Source organism: Sulfitobacter sp. EE-36 (genome assembly GCF_000152605.1).
In the GTDB taxonomy this organism is placed as follows: Bacteria; Pseudomonadota; Alphaproteobacteria; order Rhodobacterales; family Rhodobacteraceae; genus Sulfitobacter; species Sulfitobacter pontiacus.
In genome coordinates, this window is sequence record NZ_CH959310.1 from 315666 (window position 1) to 336307 (window position 20642).

Here is a 20642-nt window from a genome sequence, read left to right on the forward strand (position 1 = left end):
TGGTTCGGCTGGCAGGGGTTGACTATCATCGGCTTTGTCGCCCCCCCTCTGCTGTATCTGGCTTCAGATAGCTGGCGCAGTACACCATCAGAACCAACGCACCCGCGCCCGCTGGATAGGACGGCCACTGCCCGACCAAGCGGCGGTACCGATCCTACACCTCGGGAACCGATGCAGCACGCTCAAGTGCTATTCCAGCCTCAAATATCCACCCATTCCGGCATGATTAGCGGATTTTCGGCAGCTCCGGCAAGGCATAACAGCATGAACACCGACGTGGCCGCGCCGCTCAGCGCCTCGGAAATTGCAGAGGATGAAACTCCTTTCAGTCACTTCAGCAATCTGACTCACGCGCTGCACAGGGCCAAAACCCTGCAACGAACGTCTCACTTTCCTCTTATCATCACATGCAGCCTTTCTACCGAGCAAGTGGATGACGTGCAGCTGGCGGCAAAACTGGAATGGGAACTTGATCGTCTTGACATCAAACCCGCTACTTTGCGACTAGCCCTGCCGCAACACCTTTGCCAGCATACGCCTTCTCACCCACTCATTTCTACATGCCGTGACCTTCGTACGCTAGGATGCGGTATCGCGCTTTACGGTTTTGGCAGCGGTCCACATTGCGTTGAGACCATTCAGAAATGCGGCGTTGACCTCGCGATTATCGACCCGTCTCTCACTAATGACGTTGATAATCACCCCAACCGTCGCCGCATCCTGTCAGCGGTAGTTGCGATGGCTCATGATTTGGGCGTCGAAACCCTGGCCTGTGATATACGAACCGCCGGAGAGCATAGCTTATTGTCTCAACTGGGCTGCGACCATGTTCAAGGCGACGGCATCGCGCCGCCCATGCAGACACACGAAGCGACCACTTGGATGCATACACATAGCCAAAAACTGACACATAGCCAAAAACTGACACGCCCGCCCAGTGTGGTAGGTGGCATTCGTTGATGTTTGGCTTCGGCAGATCAGTGTGCACCAAAGGGGAAAAGGCGAATCTACTTGACCTTTGGTGCCTTACTCTGTTGAACCCACGCTGATATTACAGGCATCAGGTGACGGTCACATGGACGATCAAAACAAGAATCTCATTTTCGCGACGGTTCTAAGTTTCATAGTCATCCTAGGGTGGTTCGTGTTGTTTCCGCCTCCGGAAACCGAAACCATCACCGACCCGGCTGCCACACAACAAGTGACGGACGCAACCTCGACAGAGGCTGTTGTCCCTTCAAGTGCAGGCGCAGCGGACAATGTTACCGACGCGTCGGACGAGGCAACGGCAGCTCTCGAAGAAGCGCCGCGTATTCCCGTTGAAACGGCTCGCATTTCCGGCTCAATCTCACTGCTAGGGGGGCGGGTCGATGACCTTCATTTGAAGGATTACAACACAACTATCGAAGATGATGCTCCCATCGTAAGCTTGCTATCACCTGCAGGCACACCCGACGCCTACTATGCGCTTTACGGCTGGGCTCCAGGTGCGGGGATTGCCCCTGAACAGGTTCCAGGACCAAACACCCTTTGGACGCTTAGCCAAGGTGAGACGCTGTCAGTCGAAACCCCGGTCACGCTCACTTGGGACAACGACGCCGGTCAGCTTTTCTCACGCACCATCTCAATCGACGAAAACTATATGTTCAAGATCGAACAGAAGGTTGAGAACACTTCCGAAAACTCAGTTTCGCTTGCACCTTACGGGCTAATTGCACGCCACGGTATTCCAAGCGACGCGCAGAATTTCTTCATTCTGCACGAGGGTCTTGTCGCCATGAACAATGGTGAACTGCTTGAGACCGCTTGGGATGACATTCCCGAGTTGGACGCCGTGAACGGCGTGCCATCCAAACGTATTGACGGTGTAACCAACGGCTGGATCGGCTTCACCGGGCACTATTTCATGACCAACCTGATCCCGGATCCGGCACAGCCAACGCGCTTATCAGTCAAGTACCTGCCACGCACCGAGATTTTTCAAACCGAATCCGTGATGCCGACGCAAACTGTCGCAAGGGGGCAGACAGCAACGGTCACCACACAGTTGTTCGCCGGCGCCAAAGAATGGGAAATTCTGCGCGACTATGAGGCGCAAGGCGTGTACAAGTTTATCGACTCCATCGATTGGGGCTGGTTCTTTTTCCTGACCAAACCGATCTTTTGGGTCCTTCACCACCTAAACCTGCTGATCGGCAACATGGGTGTCGCGATCATCGGCCTGACGTTGCTGATCAAAGCTCTGCTCTTCCCACTTGCGTATAAATCCTACGTTTCGATGGCGAAGATGAAAGAGCTTCAGCCACAGATGGAGAAGCTGAAAAAGGATGCGGGCGACGACCGTCAAAGGCTTCAACAGGGCATGATGGAGCTATATAAACGCGAGAAAGTGAACCCAGCCGCCGGCTGTCTGCCGATTTTGATGCAAATCCCGATTTTCTTTTCCCTCTACAAAGTGATCTTCGTCACGTTGGAGCTGCGCCACGCGCCCTTCTTCGGCCCGTTTCAGGATTTGAGCGCCCCAGACCCGACATCCATCTTCAACTTCTATGGTCTGCTGCCATGGGCTGCGCCCGAAGCAGGGACCGTTCTGGCCCTGGTCTTTATCGGGATCCTACCGCTGCTGCTGGGTATTTCGATGTTCCTGCAGCAAAAACTGAACCCGGCCCCTACGGATCCCACGCAGCAGATGATCTTTGCATGGATGCCATGGGTCTTCATGTTCATGCTTGGCGGTTTCGCATCCGGCCTCGTTGTCTACTGGATCGCAAACAACACGATTACCTTTACGCAGCAGTACCTGATCATGCGCAGCCAGGGCTATAAGCCCGATATCCTAGGAAATATCAAAGGCAGCATGAAATTCGGACGGAAGGGTGATCCGAAATAATGACAACGGTGACCCAGCTCTATCGCCACCCGCTCCAAAGCCATGGTCGCGAAGAGCTGGATCATATAGCGCCCTCCACGGGGCAGTCGATGCCGTGGAACCAGACCTGGGCGGTGGCGCATGCCGCGGCGCGTCTGGATGGGAACGAATGGTCGCATTGTGCAAATTTGAGCCCGGGTCAAAAGCACCATTTGGTTTGATACCACAACACCATGGATCGATCTTGATTAGGTCGGGCACGACGTGTCAGGTGGCGAAACTGTCCTACGCGTACGGGACCCCACCAAGCGGTGCCAAGCGACCACCGCGAATCCACACAACGGCGAGCGCGACATCGACATATTGCGCGTATTGAGCGCTTGGGATCACCAAGATTTCCGCGTATACGCTGAGGTTATTCACACGGGCTCCGTCGCAATTAGCGATCAGGTAAAGGTACTTTAACTCATGCAAGTCCAATTTAGCATCGCCGAAGAGCCTGATGCCTATGCAGCCGAAAAAGGCCGCATGCTATTTGCAGGCGAAACGCTGTTTGTGAAAGGCGTTGTCGCGATGGACGGCCTGCCACCTGCCGACCGGATGGAGGTGTGTTTTGCAGGGCGATCAAACGTTGGTAAATCGACTTTGATCAATGCCCTGACGGGCACAAAAGCGCTGGCAAGAGCGTCAAACACGCCGGGGCGCACTCAAGAGATCAACTATTTTACCGCGGCCGACGATCACTACCTCGTCGATTTGCCCGGGTATGGCTATGCTAACGCCCCTCTACCCGTCGTCGAAAAATGGCAACGGTTGCTGAAACAGTACCTTTCAGGTCGGCAAACGCTCCGCCGTGCGTTTGTGCTGATCGACGCGCGGCATGGTGTGAAGAAGGTCGATGACGAAATCATGTCTTTGCTAGATAGCTCAGCCGTGACATTTCAATGTGTCCTCACGAAAGCTGACAAAGTCAAAGAAGTTGAGCGTCAGAAGGTTCTGGATCAGGTCCGCGGTGCGCTTGCCAAGCACCCAGCCGCCTATCCCGAAATCGTGGTGACATCTTCTGAAAAGGGCTGGGGCATCCCTACGCTCCGTGCCATTATCGCGACGTTGGAGTGACGAGCACTTCGGCGTTTACCGAGGCAGAGAATGAGAAAACAAGACATGAATCGCGACTGGATCGCCACCGCACGCACCCTGAGCCAAGCGCTCCCCTACTTGCAGCGTTACGCTGACGCGACCGTTGTTATAAAGCTGGGCGGTCACGCCATGGGCAGCGACGATGCGATGGAAGAGTTCGCACGCGACGTAGCACTTATGCGCCAGGTCGGCGTGAACCCCGTCATCATTCACGGCGGCGGCCCGATGATCAACGATATGCTCGGCCGGCTGAACATCAAATCCGAATTCGTAAACGGCAAACGGGTGACCGACGCTGCCACGATGGAAATCGTTGAGATGGTTCTGTCGGGCCTTGTGAACGCCCGCATTGTGCAAGCGATCACGGCACAGGGTGGGCGTTGCGTCGGTGTGTCTGGCAAGGACAGCGGCCTTATTATCTGTGACCAAGAGGACCCAGAGCTGGGGTTGGTTGGCGCACCGACCGAAGTAAACCCCCGTTTGCTCCGCGATCTAGCCGACAAAGGGATTATCCCGGTGATTGCGCCCCTTGGCATGGGCCGCAACGGTGAAACATTTAACATCAACGGCGATACTGCGGCGGGCGCGATTGCAGCTGCGCTGAAGGCAGACCGCTTGCTGCTGCTTACCGACGTTGCGGGCGTGAAGAATGCCGAAGGCGACGTACTGACGGAGCTAACAGCGAGCCAGATACGCGAGATGGTGGCAGACGGAACGATTGCCGGTGGTATGATACCCAAAACACAAACTGCGCTTGATGCGATCGACGGTGGCGTGCGCGCAGCGGTGATTTTGGACGGGAGAGCCCCTAACGCCTGCTTGTTGGAGCTTTTCACCGAACATGGCGCAGGGAGCATTATCCGCGGCCAGTAACAACGACTATATAAATTACTGCATATTGCACCCTCCACTGTTTCCGGCTGTCTGAGCTTCTTGTTTATGCGGCCGATACATTAAGGAAACGTTGATGAGACGCCTTATTCTGATGCGCCATGCAAAAGCAGGTTGGCCGGCGGGGATCGCGACGGACTTTGACCGGCCTTTGGATGACAAAGGTCGGCAAGACGCACATGCAATCGGGCGATGGCTCGACGCAGAAGACTACAGACCTGATCTTGTGCTATGCTCTGCATCTCGGCGAACGTCGGAAACGCTCGAACTTTTGGAAATTCCCTCCGCTGTTAAACGAATCTTCACAGACCGCCTTTATCTAGCAGATACAGAACGGCTGATGGCGGCCATACAGGGCGCTGAAGGGTCCACAGTTTTAGTTCTCGCGCATAACCCCGGCGTGGCGGAGATGGCGCACCTCCTGCCCCGTGTGGGTGCCACAGCTCATCTTGCAGCCGGAACCCCACCGGGTGCGACAATGGTGATGTCATTCGAAGTGGACGACTGGAGGGGTGTGCACTGGCACAGCGGCGACGTACAGGCGTACATGACGCCACGGATGCTTGCCCAATAAAAAAGGGCGGGGAAATCCCCGCCCTTGAAACTTAGTGGCCCAAAATCTGACTGAGGAAGAGCTTGGTCCTCGGGCTTTGGGGGTTGTTAAAGAACTCTTCAGGTTCGTTCTGTTCGACGATCTGACCTTCATCCATAAAGATGACGCGGTTGGCCACCTGACGGGCAAAGCCCATCTCGTGCGTTACGCAGAGCATCGTCATGCCTTCCTCAGCCAGTTCGACCATCGTGTCCAGGACCTCTTTGATCATCTCCGGGTCCAAGGCAGACGTTGGTTCGTCAAACAACATGATACGCGGACGCATACACAGGCTGCGCGCGATCGCCACGCGTTGCTGCTGACCACCAGAAAGCTGACCTGGGTACTTGTCCGCCTGATCCGGGATCTTAACCTTCTCAAGGAAATGCATCGCGATTTCTTCGGCTTCCTTCTTAGGTGTTTTTCGTACCCAGATCGGAGCAAGCGTGCAGTTTTCGAGGATTGTCAAATGTGGGAAAAGGTTGAAGTGCTGGAAACACATCCCGACTTCGGAGCGGATCTTGTCGATGTTCTTAACGTCCGAAGACAGCACCGTACCGTCGACTTCGATCCGGCCTTTCTGATGCTCTTCCAAAGCATTGATACAGCGGATCAGAGTTGACTTCCCCGAGCCCGACGGTCCGGCAATAACGATACGTTCACCACGGTAAACGGTCAGGTCAATATCCCGAAGTACGTGAAACGTACCGTACCACTTGTTCATGTTCTCGATGCTGATCGCGACCTCGTTCGAGACTTTCAGCGCTTGTGCTTGTTCAGCCATAATTACAGCCTTTCCTTAATGGTGGTCGGTCTGGAGTTGACGTTCCAGCCATTGTGAATATTGCGAGATGCCGTAGCAGACGACGAAGAAGAGCAAGGCGGCAAAGCCCCAAAGTTCCCAGTAAACGCCGTTCCAGTCAGTCGACGCTAGGATCGGCCCGCGGATCATCCCAACCAGGTCGAACATCGAAATAATCGACACCAGCGTAGTATCCTTGAACAGCCCGACGGCCACGTTAACGATTCCTGGGATCGAGATTTTCAAGGCTTGGGGCAAAATAATCAGGCGCATGGCCTGCGCATAATCTAGGCCCAAGCTGTCTGCAGCCTCGTATTGACCACGTGGCAAGGCTGCCAACCCGCCCCGGATCACCTCGGCGATATAGGCCGACGCGAACATGGTGATCATGATAATAACACGTAGGATCAGGTCGAAGTTTGTGCCCGGTGGCAGGAAGTAAGCCAAGACCACGTTGGCAACAAAAAGCAACGTAATCAGAGGCACCCCTCGAATAAACTCAATGAAAACAACACAGATCAGTTTGATGATCGGTAAGCTCGATTGACGACCCAGCGCAAGCAGAATGCCCATCGGCAGGGACAAAGACACACAGATCACGCCCAAGATCATGTTGAGCATAAAGCCCCCCATGTTCCGCGAGGCGACCGGTTCCAGCGCGAGCACGCCCGATAGGCTTGGCGTAATGAAGCCGCAGATAAACCACGTCACGATGCCTGCGATGAGACCCGCAAAAAGTCCGCCTGCAAAGCTTGTCTTAACGATTCTGCTGTAGACCACATAGCCAACCACAACGGCCAGCAACGCCGACAATGGCACCAAAAGGGAACCGCCCCAGATCAACCAAAAGGCGATGAAAGGATAGATGACGGTAAAAAGGATGAGCCCACGTGGCAGATTGCTAAACAGCACCGGTGACACAGCGACGAACAGGAGCACGAATGCCAATGTCGGGCGCCAGTAGCCGTCCTGCGGATAGGCGATACCAAACAACAGTTGGTTCCAGCGTTCTGTCAGCACCGAGAAACAGCCAGCTTGGACACCGTCCAATACTTCGCGACACTCGCGAATGTTGGATGTCGTCCAAACGCCGCCCAGCAACCAAGGAAGGAAGCCGGAAAGGATCAGATAGATAACGTAAAGCGCTGCGAGCGTGAGAATGGTGTAAGGGATCGACGAAAACAGGCTTTCGCGGACCCATTTTACAGGCCCCTGCGCGGTTGGCGGGGGCGCGTGCTGTGGCAACATGGTGTCCCGCACATAAGGGACGGAGGCGGCGTGTGTATCTGACATCTTACCGCTCCTTCAAGCTGACAGAGTTGTTGTAAACGTTCATGATCGCAGAGATCGACAGCGAGATCGTGAGATAGAACAGCATCAGCAAAAGCACGCATTCGATCGCGCGGCCGGTCTGGTTCAATGTGATCCCCCCCAGTGTCGCAGTGATATCGGCATACCCGACGGCAATCGCGAGCGACGAGTTCTTGGTGATGTTGAGGTATTGCGAAATCAGCGGCGGAATGATCACACGCAACGCCTGCGGCAGAACCACAAGGTTCATGACTCGCTTCGGGCGCAAGCCCAATGACGATGCAGCTTCGGTCTGCCCTTTTGAGATCGCCTGAATACCTGCACGCACGTTTTCGGCGATGAAGGCACCGGTGTATACGGACAAAGCCAACCACAATGCGATCAGCGGCGCGCCGATCTGCAGACCACCACGGAAGTTAAAGCCCTTAAGCTCGGGGTAATCCAATGCGATAGGGCTGCCCATGATGAAGAACATCACAATCGTCGGCACCAGCAAGATCGCGACAGTGGGCCATCCCATAGGCAGCAGCTTGCCCGTACGGAACAGAAGGCTAACCGCATACCGGCGATAGATAATCGCGGCGATGATCGACAGCACAAAGGTCGCAACCACGATCATAGACCCCGGGCCCCAAACCGGTTCGGGAATGTAGATGCCGCGGTTGGTGAAGGCGAAGGCGTCGAAAAGCATGCTCGACGTGGCGTTGTCACCGCGGAACTTGTTGGGCGCGGGCAATACGGCCGTCATCAAGGTGTAGATCATCAGGATCCAGATCAGCACCGGAATATTCCGGAAAATCTCGACGTAGACCGACATCAGTTTGGACACGAGCCAGTTCTTGGACAGGCGCGCCACACCGGCGATCACACCCAGAATTGTCGCAGTGACACAGGCCAGAAACGCAACAAGAAGCGTGTTGATGATACCGACCATTGCCGCACGCAGGTTCGATGACTGGCTGTTATAATCGATTAAGGATTGGTTGATATCGTAGCCGGCTGGCACGTTCAAAAACCCGTAAGAGATGTTCAATCCGGCCTCTGCCAGATTTCGTACCAGGTTAATGCCCAGAAACGACATCAATGCGATAAGCAGTATCAGCGCGATAAACTGGAAGGTGTAGGATCTATAGCGGGTGTCGTTAAGCAACATCGACAGCCGGAACGAGCCCTGTTGAGGGTCGGACATTGTCGTCATCAGATTTTCCCTGTGTGCCGGACCTGTTTTTCACGCACCATTCGGTGTCGCGGGCCGGGTTTTATTTTTGCGTCGTATAGGCGCAAAGGGCGCGGAATTGCTCCGCGCCCCTCGACGGATGTGTTTAGCGGAAAGGAGGCGCGTACATCAGGCCGCCGTCTGTCCACTGAGCGTTCAGGCCACGGGCCAGACCGATTGGTGTTTCTTCGCCGATGTTCTTGGCAAAGATTTCGCCGTAGTTACCTTGCGACGCGATGGCTTTCTTCGCCCAGTCAGCTTCCAGACCCAGCATTTCACCCAAAGTACCTTCGGTGCCAAGCAGACGGGCAACTTCTGGGTTTGTGGTGTTTGTTGTCATCTCTTCGACGTTTGCCGATGTGACACCCAGCTCTTCAGCTGCGATCAGAGCGTAGAGAACCCAGCGGGTTACATCGCCCCAGTCGTTGTCGCCATGGCGAACAAGCGGGCCCAGAGGCTCTTTGGAGATGATTTCGGGCAGGATGATGTGCTCACCTGGGTTTTCAAAGGTCGCGCGTGTCGCGGCCAGACCGGATGCGTCGGTAGTATAGGTGTCGCACGCACCGGCCAGATACTGCTGTTGGCCTTCGGCGTTTGTTTCAACGGGGACGGGCTCGTAGCTGATGTTGTTGTTGCGGAAGAAGTCCGCGAGGTTCAGCTCGGTCGTGGTACCGGTTTGGATGCAGACAGTCGCGCCATCCAGATCCTTGGCAGAGGAAACGCCAAGCTCTTTCGGAACCATGAAGCCCTGACCGTCATAGTAGTTCACGCCGATGAAGTCGAACTTGAGGTCGACATCGCGGCTGAAGGTCCATGTGGTGTTACGTGCAAGGAAATCGATCTCGCCCGAAGCCAGCGCGGTAAAGCGTGTTTTGCCGGTTGTGGGGATGAATTCGACAGCAGCGGGGTCGCCCAGTACAGCAGCGGCAACGGCGCGGCATACCGCCACGTCAAAGCCTTCCCATTCACCATTGGCGTTGGGGGCCGCAAAGCCAGCCAGACCGGTGGTAACGCCGCAGTTCAGCTTGCCGCGCGCTTTGACATCGTCAAGCGTGGACGCAGCAGCTGCGCCAGCCGCAAGGCCGGCTACTGTTAGCGCACCAAAAAATACGGATTTGTTCATTTTAACCTCTTCCTGATTTTCCGCCACGTTTTAGGGCGGTTCACCCGGTGCCTTTTCGGACCGGAGATGTTTTGGCGGGGTTATCCCCGTCAGTGGAAGGGAGTTTGGGCGAATTTACGCCGGAACGTCAAGTCAGTGTGCTTAAAAAATGCCCTCAATCCTATGTATTGGGGTCACCGTGAAACCTATTCGGGCACGCTCAGGTCAAACATCAACTTAGCGTGTAAGAAACTAGTCTTTTTCACTGCGGCCAAGGCGTCTGCTTCGTCATCATTGCCCCACTGCTCGGCCTGCCAAATCTCGTCCAGACGCGAGATTTCCCAAATCGATTCCGCTTCCTTTGCGTCAAGCGCCGCCGCAAAGCCCAAGATTAGTGAGCCAGACAGGCTCACAAGGTCGTGGAAGGCAGCGAGTTGAAAGTTGCTTAATGCATGGGTGCGCGCCGACAGACGTGCGACATCCGCAGGTGACTGGGGTTCGTGCATGATCCCCACTCGGGTTTGCAAGCTCACGCCCAAGGCCTCGCGGGCCCACTCCAGCATGGGGTCCCATTGATCGGCCTGCCGCGCGACCAGCTCAGCCGGGCTATCCGCGCGATAGCACAGCAGATCACAGTCGCCGTAGGCCGCCAACATATCCGCGACCTCGGCATGTTGCAGCGCAACCTTGTCGATCGCTGCATTGGCGGTTTTGGTAGCGGGCATGGTGTCGGGGTTGATCACCCCGTCCTGTGCCTGCCACTCAGCGGCGATTTTCTGCGCCATAGCGCGGGTTGGCACCACCAGCGCACGTTTGGCCGGCGTCTTGATCCCGCGCCCGTCAAGCTCGACAGTATAGCCACCCTCCGCCTCGACAACGGCCGCCTCTTTCCAGAAACGTTTCGCTTTCCAATCGCTCACCCCCAATCCTCCTCGAACGGGTCAGCAGGCACGTCGGAGGGTGCCCACTGGAACGTGTCCCAGGTGCGCGCCATATGGTCCGGCAGCGGGGCCGTGAGGTTCAGTCGCGCCTTGGTGACAGGATGCTCCAGCGTCAGAGATCGCGCATGCAGGTGCAGCTTCTTCGAGATATCGCCCCCCAGTTGCGCGCCCCATCCGTCGCCCATGTTTTCCTGACCTGAACCGCCATATTTGCCATCTCCGACAATGGGATGCCCGATTTCAGCCATATGCGCACGTAGCTGGTGCGTCCGGCCCGTCACAGGGATCAGCGCCATCCAGCAGGTCCGCTTTCCGGCCTGTGCAAGGGTCGCATAATCGGTGGTCGCGCGCTTGGCGCCTTCGGTTGTTTCCATGTCTTTCGGGTGGACGCAGTACATCTTTTCGCCCTCACCACGGGCGCCGTGACCGAAGGCTTTGACCAGCCCGAATTTGATCGTCCCGTTGCGCGGATGCGGGACGCCCGCGACCGCAGCCCAGTAGATCTTGCGGGTTTCGCGATGGCGGAACGACGCTGTCAGCGCGGCGGCAATTGACCGTGTCCGCGCCATGATCAGCACGCCAGAGGTGTCTTTATCCAAGCGGTGCACAAGGCGCGGCTTTTCATCAAGCTCGAACATCAAAGCATCGGCAAGCGCGTCGACGTGGCGGTCCGATTGACCAGACCCGCCCTGCACCGGCAGCCCCGGCGGTTTGTTCAGCGCGATGATGTGATCGTCGCGATAGATCACACAGGACCGGATAAACTTGGTATCAGCCTCTGATATCCGCGTACGCTTGGGCGGCGGCGGAGCCTTTTCATCAGGCAGCGGCGGGATACGCACGGTCTGCCCGACCTCAAGCCGAGTAGAGGCTTTGACCCGCCCTCCATCAACACGGATGTCACCTTTACGGCACATCTTTTCGATCAGCCCTTGGCCAATCAACGGAAAGGTCCGTTTGAACCAACGGTCCAACCGTTGATCCCCGTCGCCTTCTTCTACGACCAGATGTTGAACCCGGCTCATGCAAATACCCCTCTGGCCACGAAAAGGCCCAGCATTAATCCTAGCACCGATAGCCCGACGGACAGTGCCACATATATCCCTGCCGCCCCGATCTGGCCGCGCTCCATCAACGTGACCGTCTCGAGCGAGAAGGACGAGAACGTTGTAAAGCCGCCAAGCACACCGGTCATCACAAATGGGCTGATCTGCGTCAGCCCTTTTTGTGCGGCACACACCACAAAGAGGCCCATCAAGAACGACCCGATGATGTTGACCGTCAACACCGCGATCGGAAAATCCGACAGCCCGACCAGCCGCGTCACGGCGACACCAAACAGATACCGCAAGGAGGCACCGATCGCGCCGCCCATAGCGACAAGGGACAGGGTTGAAATCATCTGCGGTCTCTCACGGTTCACGCCCCGAATGTCAAGTTTTCCGCGTTGCCCGCAGCTTTTCGAAATAATCGACGCGTTTTTTCAGGTCACGTTCAAAGCCTCGTTCGACAGGTTGATAGAATTGCGGTCGCTCCATCCCGTCGGGAAAGTAGTTCTGGCCGGAAAACCCGTCTTCGGCATCATGGTCATAGGCATACCCCGCGCCGTAGCCCTGTTCTTTCATCATCTTGGTGGGCGCGTTCATGATGTGCTTGGGCGGCAAAGAGGACCCGGTTTGCTTGGCCGTACGCCGCGCAGCCTTATAGGCCACGTAGGCCGCGTTCGACTTGGGGGCCAGCGCGAGATAGGTCAACGCCTGCGCAATCGCCAGTTCCCCTTCGGGCGAACCGAGCCGCTCGTAGGTCTCCCACGATTGCAGGCAAACAGACTGAGCTTGCGGATCGGCAAGCCCGATATCCTCGACCGCCATGCGCGTGATCCGGCGCATCAGATACCGTGGGTCTTCGCCTCCCTCCAGCATCCGCGCCAGCCAGTACAGCGCCGCGTCAGGGTCAGAGCCGCGCACGGATTTATGCAGCGCTGAGATGAGGTTATAATGCGCGTCCCCCCCTTTATCGTATTGCGCCGCGCGCCGCATCAACCGCGCCGACAGGGCCTTGCCGTCCAGCTTGCCCTCGACCTTCCAAGCGGCGACTTGCTCTATCAGGTTGAGCAACGCACGCCCGTCGCCATCAGCCATCTCAAGCAGGTTTTCACGCGCAGGCCCGTCCAATGGCAAGCCACGACCCAGTTCCTTTTCGGCCCTTTGGGCCAGCCGCTCCAGATCAGCCAGCGGCAAGCGCTCCAACACCAGAACCTGCGATCGGCTCAGCACAGCGGCGTTCAGCTCGAACGATGGGTTCTCGGTCGTGGCCCCGACCAGCAGGATCGTTCCATCCTCCATATGAGGCAGGAAGCCGTCCTGCTGCGCCTTGTTAAAGCGGTGGATTTCGTCCACGAACAGCAGTGTCCCCCGCCCGTTCTGTCGTCGGATTTTCGCCGCATCAAAGACCTTGCGGAGCTCAGGCACACCGCTGAAAATCGCGCTGATCTGCACGAAATGCAGGTCCGTCTCATCCGCCAGAAGTCGCGCGATCGTCGTTTTGCCAACGCCGGGCGGCCCCCAGAAAATCAGCGACCCCAGCGACCCCGACTGCAGCATGACCGTCAGCGGCGCATCCGGCCCCAGCACCTGTGACTGGCCGATAACTTCGCCCAAGCTCCGCGGGCGCAGCCGGTCCGCCAACGGGCGGTGCCCGCTTTCCACAGCCGGCGCGTCCGATCCAAATAGGTCCGCCATCGCGCTAGACCCGGAATTGCAGCGTCAGACGCTGCACGCCACGCTGCACCACCATCGACACCTGACGGCTGCCCGCCATCTGGTCGCTGACATCCGACGGTGTTTGCACCTCGGCCCCGTTCACGGCCAAGATCACATCCCCCTGCCGCAACCCCACGCGCGCACCATAGGGCCCGGTATCCATCACCGCCACACCCGCGACCTCAAGCGGGAGGTTCAATTCAGCCATCACAGCAGGATTGATCCGCGCCAACGCCAACCCTGGTAGCAAGCTGCTTTCATCCAGCGTGAGCGCGGCACGCGATGGCTCATCCGGTGCGGCGATCAAGGCGACCTCAACCTCTTCCACCGCGCCATCGTGCAGCCGCGTGATCCGCGCTTGTGCGCCCATCCCGGCCACGCTCATACGGTAGATCATCTCGGCGGGTGTATGTACCTCTTGCCCATCGACCGCCGTGATCACATCGCCGACTGCAACACCGGCCTTCAGAAACGGGCTGGCAGGATGCATCCCCGACACGATGATCCCACCAGGCCGGTCCAGCCCCAGCGGGCCCGCCATATCCGCGTCCACCGGCTGGCCGCTCATCCCCGCCCAAGGTCGGGTAAATTCAACGGCCCCGTCGCGCGCCTGCGCCATGAACGCCGCGATCAAATTGGCAGGTATCGCAAAGCCAATCCCGTTTGAACCGCCAGAGCGTGTTAAGATCGAGGTGTTGATCCCGATCAACCGGCCCTCTACGTCGATCAACGCACCGCCAGAGTTGCCCGGGTTGATCGGTGCATCCGTCTGGATGAAGTATCCCTGCCCGCCACCGTTCATACCGCCAGACCGCGCAAGCCCTGACACGATCCCGCTGCTCACCGTTTGCCCGACCCCAAAGGGGTTGCCGATGGCCAGCGTCAACTCGCCGACCTCGACGGTATCGCTATCGCGCAACGACAAAGGGGTAAGCCCGTCGACGTCATCGATTTTCAGGATAGCCAGATCGCTCTCTGCATCGCTCAGCAGCACACGGGCGGAAAACTCGCGACGGTCCGACAGGACGATCCGAATGTCCGTCGACATCCCGACCACATGATAATTCGACACGACGATCCCGTCCTCCGACAGGATCACGCCGGACCCGAGCGAGTTCTGAACCCGTGGGCGGCCGGCGTCTGGCCGCCGGAAGAAACGTTCAAAGAATGGATCAGCCTGCAGCGGCGTGCGGCTTTGCTCGACGATGGTGCGGGCGTAGATGTTCACCACGGCGGGGGCGGCCTCGCGCACCAGCGGCGCAAAGCTCAACTGGATCTGCGCGGCAGAGCTTGGCACAGTTTGCGCAGCGGCAGGGAAAGACAGAACGGTCAGCAGGATCAGAAGTATTCTCATGCCCCCAGATATGCGCAGCCACAGGCCCTTGCGCAACACCCGAGTTCCAAATGGATTTAAATCCTCGCCGAAGGCATAAAAGCAAAAAACCCCTGCGCTGGCAGGGGCTTTTAGAATTCTTAACAAAAGCAGGTCGCCTTAGTCTTCGGCAACCTCATAGGCCGCTACGCGCGCCTTGTCGTTTGCACCCTTCGCGTCGCGGTCGCGATCTACGAATTCGATGATGGCCATAGGTGCCATGTCGCCATAACGGAAGCCCGCCTTCAGAACGCGGACATAGCCACCCTGACGGTCTTTGTAGCGTGGGCCCAGGATGTCGAACAGTTTCGCGACATACTGGTCTTGCTTCAGCTTGCTTGCAGCCTGACGACGCGCGTGCAGGTCGCCGCGCTTTGCCAATGTGATCATCTTTTCGATGATTGGCTTCAATTCTTTGGCTTTTGGCAATGTTGTTTTGATTTGCTCATGTTCGATGAGCGAGCCTGCCATGTTCGAGAACAACGCCTTGCGGTGCTCATGTGTACGGTTCAGGCGGCGGTAACCACGTGCGTGACGCATTTTCTAGTCTCCAATTTAATGCCCTCTACGGGCGGTTTTGCTTTGTCTGGCTGGCGTGCGTAGCGCCAACTCTCCTTGGGGCCGATGCCCGGTCGTATTGTCGGGCGGGGAAGCCCCACCCGACAAATCTCTTAGAACGAATCCTCGAACTTTTTCGCGAGGTCTTCGATGTTGTCTGGTGGCCAGTCCTCGACGTCCATACCAAGGTGCAGGCCCATGCCCGATAGCACTTCCTTGATCTCGTTCAAGGACTTGCGGCCAAAGTTCGGCGTGCGCAGCATTTCGGCTTCGGTCTTCTGGATCAGATCGCCGATGTAGACGATGTTGTCGTTCTTCAGGCAGTTTGCCGAACGGACGGACAGTTCCAGCTCGTCTACTTTCTTCAGCAGCAGCGGGTTGAATTCCAGACCGTCGTCGTCGTCCTGACGCGATGCGGATTCAGGCTCGTCGAAGTTGACGAAGATGCCCAGCTGATCCTGCAGAATACGCGCAGCAAAGGCCACGGCATCGTCAGGAGAGATGGAGCCGTCTGTTTCGACTTTCATCGTCAGCTTGTCATAATCCAGCACCTGACCTTCGCGGGTCGGCTGCACGTCATAGGACACTTTCTTGACCGGCGAATAGATCGCGTCGATCGGGATAAGACCGATAGGCGCATCTTCTGGCTTGTTCTTGTCTGCCGCCACATAGCCCTTGCCGGTGTTGACCGTCAGTTCCATGTAAACGTCAGCGTTGTCATCCAGGTGGCAGATCACGTGATCGCGGTTCAGAATTTCGATACCAGCGCTTTCGGAGATGTCACCAGCTGTGACAACACCCGGTCCCTTGGCAGAGATCGACAGGCGCTTGGGCCCTTCGACTTCCATGCGCAGGGAAACGCCTTTGAGGTTCAGAACGATGTCGGTGACATCTTCGCGAACACCCGCAACGCTCGAAAATTCGTGCAAAACATTATCAATTTGTACAGATGTGATGGCGGCACCTTGCAGCGACGACATCAGAACGCGGCGCAGCGCGTTGCCCATTGTCAAACCAAAGCCACGCTCGAGCGGCTCGGCGATGACAGTAGCCTGACGTGCAGGGTCATTGCCCGGCTTGACGTCCAACTGCTGTGGCTTGATCAATTCAGCCCAATTTTTGTGGATCATACGTCCCTCCATTCCTGTTCTGCGCCCCATGTCCAAATGGCGAAGAACTCCCGAGGTTTCAACAAAGCAGTAAGAGGCCGTGCGCAAAGGCGCGGCCCCTTTTGTAACTTATACTCTTAGACGCGGCGGCGTTTCGGAGGGCGGCAGCCGTTGTGCGCCATTGGGGTCACGTCACGGATCGATGTGATGTTGAACCCGGCAGCTGCCAGCGCGCGCAGGGCGCTTTCACGGCCGGAGCCGGGGCCTTGCACTTCGACTTCCAGCGTTTTCACGCCGTGGTCCTGGGCTTTTTTACCTGCATCTTCAGCAGCCATCTGAGCCGCGTAAGGTGTCGATTTACGCGACCCTTTAAAGCCCATGGTGCCTGCGGAGGACCAGGAAATTGCATTACCCTGAACGTCAGAGATCAGGATCTTTGTGTTGTTGAAGCTGGAGTTAACATGCGCCACACCTGCGGCGATGTTCTTGGAAACCTTACGCTTCGTCTTTGTCTTTTCGCGTGCCATTGATCAGACCCTCCCTTACTTCTTCTTACCGGCAATGGCCTTTGCAGGGCCTTTGCGCGTACGAGCGTTGGTGTGGGTACGCTGACCACGAACCGGCAGGTTACGACGGTGGCGCAGGCCACGGTAGCAACCAAGGTCCATCAGACGCTTGATGTTCATCTGCGTGTCGCGACGCAGGTCACCTTCGACAGTGTAGTTTTCGTCGATATACTCACGGATTTTCAGGATCTCAGCATCCGAAAGTTCGTTGATACGACGTGTGGAATCGATGCCAACAGCTTCGCAGATTGCAGCTGCGGAGGAGTTACCGATACCGGTGATATATGTGAGGGCGATTGGAACCCGCTTTGCAGTCGGGATGTTTACGCCGGCAATACGTGCCACGTGTGTGCTTCCTTTTCGTTGCGGGTCCGTCATGCCAGACCCTTTTTTCACAACGTGAAGCCCGAGGCGAATGTGCCGTCGGGCTCCAGCTGATCAGGTGTTCATGCGCAGGGCGTGATCGGTGCCCGTTGCAATTCGATTCTCTTACGAGATACGGCTGGTTATGAGGAATTGACCGGCGCGTCAACCCATAGCGGCGGTACGCCGTATGGATATGTCTTTCAAACCGAAAGCGCCCCACCCTGCCCCATATAATAGCAAAACGGCGTGCTTTGAAAAGCGCGCCGTTGCCTATCGGTCGTAAGGTTGGATTAAGCGTCCAGAACCTTGGCGATGCTGTCCTGTACCTCTTTAATGTCCGCCAGACCGTCAACCCGCGTGAGCATGTTGTGGGCGTAGTAATAGCCCAACAGCGGCGATGTCTTCTTGTAGTATTCCATCAAACGATTGCGGAGGCTTTCCTCGTTATCGTCTGCGCGGCGCTTGAAGTCAGACGCGCCGCACTTCTCACACTTACCGTCGGCGGGCTGAGGCTTGGTCACGTCGTGATAGACTTCGCCACAGTTGCCGCAGGTGGACCGACCAGAGATACGCGCGACCAGCGCCTCGTCATCCACGCCCAACTGGATCACGTGATCCAACGGCTTGCCTGTCGCCTCCAGCAGCTCACCAAGCGCGGTGGCCTGCGCCAGCGTGCGTGGGAAACCGTCAAAAATGAAACCGCCGTGGTCAGTGGTGTCTTCCAGCTTTTCGCGGATCAGGCCGATCACGATCTCGTCGGTCACCAAATCACCGCGCGCCATGACATCGGCAACCATGTTGCCCATCTCTGTCCCGCTGTCTTTGGCTTCACGCAGCATGTCACCGGTGGAAAGTTGCACCATATTGCGTGTCTCAACCAGATGACGCGCTTGTGTACCTTTACCCGCTCCGGGTGGTCCTAAGAGAATAATGTTCATCGACGTACCGGGCTCCGTTTTTTCCGTGGTTTGCCAGACTTACCGCGCAACTGGGAACGTTCAAGCAGACCTTCATACTGATGTGCAAGCAAATGGCTTTGTACCTGCTGGATCGTGTCCATGGTCACGGACACAACAATCAGCACCGACGTACCGCCAAAGTAGAACGGGATCGCAAACTGGCCACGCAGGATTTCGGGCAGAATACAAACAGCCGCGAGGTAAAGCGACCCGAGCACCAGAATGCGGTTCACCACATATTCCAAATACTCGGCGGTTTTCTTACCGGGGCGGATGCCGGGGACGAAACCGTTCTGGTTCTTCAGATTGTCTGCAACCTCGTCAGGTTTGAAGCTGACGTTGAACGTGTAGAAATACGCAAAGAAGACGATCATCGCGACAAAGAACAGCAGGTACAGCGGCTGGCCCGGGCCGAAGTTGGCCAGCAGAACCGACATCACCGGACCGGTAGAATTGCCCGAGAATGTGCTGATCGTGACCGGCAGCAGCAGCAAAGAGCTGGCAAAGATCGCAGGGATAACACCGGCGGGGTTCACCTTGACCGGCAGGTGCGAAGAACCGCCATCGTACATCTTTTGCCCAACCTGACGGCGCGGGTACTGGATGTGGATCTTGCGCAAGGCGCGTTCCATAAAGACGACGAACATGATCGTCGCGATAACCATAACCAGCACGCCAACGATAATCGCGGGGCTGATCGCACCAGAACGACCCGAAGAGAAGAACTGCGCAATCGCGGCAGGAACCTCGGCGATGATGCCAACAAAGATGATCAGCGAGATACCGTTACCGATGCCGCGTGCGGTGATCTGCTCACCCAGCCACATCAGGAACATCGTGCCACCGACCAGCGTGATCATACAAGCGATGCGGAAATACATGCCCGGATCAGCGGCGATATCGCCAGCCTCAAGGGAGACAGCCAGGCCATAGGCCTGGAGCGTCGCCAGAGCCACCGTACCGAAGCGGGTGTATTGGTTGATCTTCTTGCGCCCCTGCTCGCCCTCTTTCTTGAGCTGCTCAAGCGCGGGCACCATCGAGGTCATCAGCTGAACGATGATCGATGCAGAGATGTAGGGCATGATACCCAAGGCAAAGATCCCCATACGGCCAAGTGCGCCGCCGGTGAACATGGAAACCATGCCGCCGATACCTTGACCCGCGCTTTCCATAAACTGGCGCAGGGCGGTGCCGTCGATCCCGGGAACCGGAATGAACGTGCCAAGGCGATAAACGATCAACAACCCCAGAGTGAATAGAATCCGGTTGCGCAGGTCTGTCGCCTTGCCCAACGCGGACCAACTGGTGTTGGCGGCCATGCTTTCGACGGCTGATACCATGATATAGGGCTCTTTCTTTGCAAAAACGCCGCCCAAGCCGTTTTCCGGCGGGCGGCATTTGGGAAAACTCGATTGACTATGTAAGCGGGACGCGTCCCGCTCACAAGGCAAAAGGTCGGGTTACGCGTCTGCGTTTGCCGCGGCAGGTGCTGTGACGGTCAGTTTGCCGCCCGCTTTTTCTACGGCTTCAACCGCGGATTTGGATGCACCGGATACCTGCAGTTCAACCTTGGCGTTGAAATCGCCTTTGGCCAGAACGCGGATACCGTCCAACTTGCGACGGACCAGACCGGAGGAAATCAGGGCGTCCTCGGTGATCGCAGCGGAGGCGTCGATCTTTTTGGCGTCGATGAATTTCTGGATCAGGCCCAGGTTCACAACGGCATAGGACTTCCGGTTTGGCTTGGTGAAGCCGCGCTTTGGAAGACGTTGGTACAAGGGCATTTGACCGCCTTCGTAACCGTTGATCGATACACCCGAACGGGATTTCTGACCTTTGATACCACGGCCACCCATTTTACCGGTGCCGGAACCAGGACCACGGCCTACGCGCTTGCGTTTCTTGGTGGCGCCTTCGTTGTCAGACAGTTCATGAAGTTTCATGTCGCTTCTCCTTTTGCCGGATGTGGCCCCCAGCGACGGGAGCGGCCAAACGCGGCGTTGCATGATTCTTGTGGCGGATTGGTCGCCACTGGGGGCGTATAGACGGGAGGCCTGAAGGTTTCAAGCCCTGCCCCAACTCCCAG

21 protein-coding genes are annotated in these 20642 nt (G+C 57.1%); 5 read left to right on the top strand and 16 right to left on the bottom strand.

Features of this window, described 5'->3' with window-relative positions:
• The first annotated feature begins 171 nt into the window (after nt 1-171).
• The 5 genes from EE36_RS04100 (at nt 172) to EE36_RS04125 (ending at nt 5474) form a co-directional block, all read left to right on the top strand.
• A complete protein-coding gene (locus EE36_RS04100) occupies nt 172-960 on the top strand; it encodes an EAL domain-containing protein (RefSeq protein WP_083776450.1) in 789 nt (262 codons plus the stop codon).
• 115 nt (nt 961-1075) lie between these two features.
• Nucleotides 1076-2890 (top strand): membrane protein insertase YidC, encoded by a 1815-nt coding sequence (gene yidC / locus EE36_RS04105; RefSeq protein WP_005849758.1) that lies wholly within the window; start codon nt 1076-1078, stop codon nt 2888-2890.
• A gap of 447 nt (nt 2891-3337) precedes the next feature.
• Entirely contained in the window at nt 3338-3988 is a 651-nt protein-coding gene (yihA, locus tag EE36_RS04115) for a ribosome biogenesis GTP-binding protein YihA/YsxC (RefSeq protein WP_005849761.1), read from the top strand.
• Between the two features lie 30 nt (nt 3989-4018).
• Nucleotides 4019-4882 carry an acetylglutamate kinase gene (argB, locus tag EE36_RS04120; RefSeq protein WP_174226614.1) on the top strand — a complete coding sequence of 288 codons (864 nt, stop codon included), beginning with the start codon at nt 4019-4021 and terminating at the stop codon, nt 4880-4882.
• Between the two features lie 94 nt (nt 4883-4976).
• The gene (locus EE36_RS04125) at nt 4977-5474 is read left to right on the top strand and encodes a histidine phosphatase family protein (RefSeq protein ID WP_005849765.1); all 498 of its coding nucleotides are present in this window, start codon (nt 4977-4979) and stop codon (nt 5472-5474) included.
• 31 nt (nt 5475-5505) lie between these two features.
• Here the strand turns inward: EE36_RS04125 and EE36_RS04130 are convergent, their stop codons facing one another.
• The 16 genes from EE36_RS04130 to rplO all read right to left on the bottom strand — a co-directional run bounded on the left by EE36_RS04130 (nt 5506) and on the right by rplO (nt 20499).
• Nucleotides 5506-6276 (bottom strand): amino acid ABC transporter ATP-binding protein, encoded by a 771-nt coding sequence (locus tag EE36_RS04130; protein ID WP_005849767.1) that lies wholly within the window; start codon nt 6274-6276, stop codon nt 5506-5508.
• Nucleotides 6277-6291: 15 nt separating this feature from the next.
• Nucleotides 6292-7587: an amino acid ABC transporter permease gene (locus tag EE36_RS04135; RefSeq protein ID WP_005849768.1), complete on the bottom strand. Its 1296-nt coding sequence runs from the start codon at nt 7585-7587 to the stop codon at nt 6292-6294.
• A 1-nt stretch (nt 7588) separates the two neighbouring features.
• Nucleotides 7589-8803 carry an amino acid ABC transporter permease gene (locus EE36_RS04140; protein ID WP_005849770.1) on the bottom strand — a complete coding sequence of 405 codons (1215 nt, stop codon included), beginning with the start codon at nt 8801-8803 and terminating at the stop codon, nt 7589-7591.
• 124 nt (nt 8804-8927) lie between these two features.
• Nucleotides 8928-9944: an amino acid ABC transporter substrate-binding protein gene (locus EE36_RS04145; RefSeq protein WP_037944858.1), complete on the bottom strand. Its 1017-nt coding sequence runs from the start codon at nt 9942-9944 to the stop codon at nt 8928-8930.
• 185 nt (nt 9945-10129) lie between these two features.
• Entirely contained in the window at nt 10130-10843 is a 714-nt protein-coding gene (locus EE36_RS04150) for an ATP12 family chaperone protein (protein ID WP_005849775.1), read from the bottom strand.
• Nucleotides 10840-11889, bottom strand: coding sequence for an RluA family pseudouridine synthase (locus EE36_RS04155; protein ID WP_005849777.1), 1050 nt, complete (start codon nt 11887-11889; stop codon nt 10840-10842). Before EE36_RS04155 ends, EE36_RS04150 begins: the two co-directional genes overlap by 4 nt.
• Complete coding sequence (crcB, locus tag EE36_RS04160) at nt 11886-12266, bottom strand: fluoride efflux transporter CrcB (RefSeq protein WP_039911526.1); 381 nt, start codon at nt 12264-12266, stop codon at nt 11886-11888. Before crcB ends, EE36_RS04155 begins: the two co-directional genes overlap by 4 nt.
• Nucleotides 12267-12297: 31 nt before the next feature.
• Nucleotides 12298-13605 (bottom strand): replication-associated recombination protein A, encoded by a 1308-nt coding sequence (locus EE36_RS04165; RefSeq protein WP_005849781.1) that lies wholly within the window; start codon nt 13603-13605, stop codon nt 12298-12300.
• A 4-nt stretch (nt 13606-13609) separates the two neighbouring features.
• The gene (locus tag EE36_RS04170) at nt 13610-14980 is read right to left on the bottom strand and encodes a trypsin-like peptidase domain-containing protein (protein WP_005849783.1); all 1371 of its coding nucleotides are present in this window, start codon (nt 14978-14980) and stop codon (nt 13610-13612) included.
• Between the two features lie 138 nt (nt 14981-15118).
• A complete protein-coding gene (gene rplQ, locus EE36_RS04175; RefSeq protein WP_005849785.1) occupies nt 15119-15538 on the bottom strand; it encodes a 50S ribosomal protein L17 in 420 nt (139 codons plus the stop codon).
• Nucleotides 15539-15669: 131 nt separating this feature from the next.
• On the bottom strand, nt 15670-16686 hold the full coding sequence (locus tag EE36_RS04180; protein ID WP_005849787.1) for a DNA-directed RNA polymerase subunit alpha: 1017 nt from the start codon (nt 16684-16686) through the stop codon (nt 15670-15672).
• Nucleotides 16687-16802: 116 nt separating this feature from the next.
• A complete protein-coding gene (gene rpsK / locus EE36_RS04185) occupies nt 16803-17192 on the bottom strand; it encodes a 30S ribosomal protein S11 (protein ID WP_005849789.1) in 390 nt (129 codons plus the stop codon).
• A 15-nt stretch (nt 17193-17207) separates the two neighbouring features.
• Complete coding sequence (gene rpsM / locus EE36_RS04190) at nt 17208-17576, bottom strand: 30S ribosomal protein S13 (protein ID WP_005849790.1); 369 nt, start codon at nt 17574-17576, stop codon at nt 17208-17210.
• A gap of 311 nt (nt 17577-17887) precedes the next feature.
• Complete coding sequence (locus EE36_RS04195; RefSeq protein ID WP_037965940.1) at nt 17888-18535, bottom strand: adenylate kinase; 648 nt, start codon at nt 18533-18535, stop codon at nt 17888-17890.
• Nucleotides 18532-19896: a preprotein translocase subunit SecY gene (secY, locus tag EE36_RS04200; RefSeq protein WP_037945112.1), complete on the bottom strand. Its 1365-nt coding sequence runs from the start codon at nt 19894-19896 to the stop codon at nt 18532-18534. Before secY ends, EE36_RS04195 begins: the two co-directional genes overlap by 4 nt.
• Before the next feature lie 120 nt (nt 19897-20016).
• Complete coding sequence (rplO, locus tag EE36_RS04205; protein ID WP_005849796.1) at nt 20017-20499, bottom strand: 50S ribosomal protein L15; 483 nt, start codon at nt 20497-20499, stop codon at nt 20017-20019.
• Nucleotides 20500-20642: the final 143 nt, after the last annotated feature.

Bases quoted from the DNA above. Each gene is read 5' to 3' on its own strand.
- EE36_RS04100 (WP_083776450.1), top strand. From the start codon at position 172: ATGCAGCACGCTCAAGTGCTATTCCAGCCTCAAATATCCACCCATTCC.
- yidC (WP_005849758.1), top strand. From the start codon at position 1,076: ATGGACGATCAAAACAAGAATCTCATTTTCGCGACGGTTCTAAGTTTC.
- yihA (WP_005849761.1), top strand. From the start codon at position 3,338: ATGCAAGTCCAATTTAGCATCGCCGAAGAGCCTGATGCCTATGCAGCC.
- argB (WP_174226614.1), top strand. From the start codon at position 4,019: ATGAGAAAACAAGACATGAATCGCGACTGGATCGCCACCGCACGCACC.
- EE36_RS04125 (WP_005849765.1), top strand. From the start codon at position 4,977: ATGAGACGCCTTATTCTGATGCGCCATGCAAAAGCAGGTTGGCCGGCG.
- EE36_RS04130 (WP_005849767.1), bottom strand. From the start codon at position 6,276: ATGGCTGAACAAGCACAAGCGCTGAAAGTCTCGAACGAGGTCGCGATC.
- EE36_RS04135 (WP_005849768.1), bottom strand. From the start codon at position 7,587: ATGTCAGATACACACGCCGCCTCCGTCCCTTATGTGCGGGACACCATG.
- EE36_RS04140 (WP_005849770.1), bottom strand. From the start codon at position 8,803: ATGACGACAATGTCCGACCCTCAACAGGGCTCGTTCCGGCTGTCGATG.
- EE36_RS04145 (WP_037944858.1), bottom strand. From the start codon at position 9,944: ATGAACAAATCCGTATTTTTTGGTGCGCTAACAGTAGCCGGCCTTGCG.
- EE36_RS04155 (WP_005849777.1), bottom strand. From the start codon at position 11,889: ATGAGCCGGGTTCAACATCTGGTCGTAGAAGAAGGCGACGGGGATCAA.
- crcB (WP_039911526.1), bottom strand. From the start codon at position 12,266: ATGATTTCAACCCTGTCCCTTGTCGCTATGGGCGGCGCGATCGGTGCC.
- EE36_RS04165 (WP_005849781.1), bottom strand. From the start codon at position 13,605: ATGGCGGACCTATTTGGATCGGACGCGCCGGCTGTGGAAAGCGGGCAC.
- EE36_RS04170 (WP_005849783.1), bottom strand. From the start codon at position 14,980: ATGAGAATACTTCTGATCCTGCTGACCGTTCTGTCTTTCCCTGCCGCT.
- rplQ (WP_005849785.1), bottom strand. From the start codon at position 15,538: ATGCGTCACGCACGTGGTTACCGCCGCCTGAACCGTACACATGAGCAC.
- EE36_RS04180 (WP_005849787.1), bottom strand. From the start codon at position 16,686: ATGATCCACAAAAATTGGGCTGAATTGATCAAGCCACAGCAGTTGGAC.
- rpsK (WP_005849789.1), bottom strand. From the start codon at position 17,192: ATGGCACGCGAAAAGACAAAGACGAAGCGTAAGGTTTCCAAGAACATC.
- EE36_RS04195 (WP_037965940.1), bottom strand. From the start codon at position 18,535: ATGAACATTATTCTCTTAGGACCACCCGGAGCGGGTAAAGGTACACAA.
- secY (WP_037945112.1), bottom strand. From the start codon at position 19,896: ATGGTATCAGCCGTCGAAAGCATGGCCGCCAACACCAGTTGGTCCGCG.
- rplO (WP_005849796.1), bottom strand. From the start codon at position 20,499: ATGAAACTTCATGAACTGTCTGACAACGAAGGCGCCACCAAGAAACGC.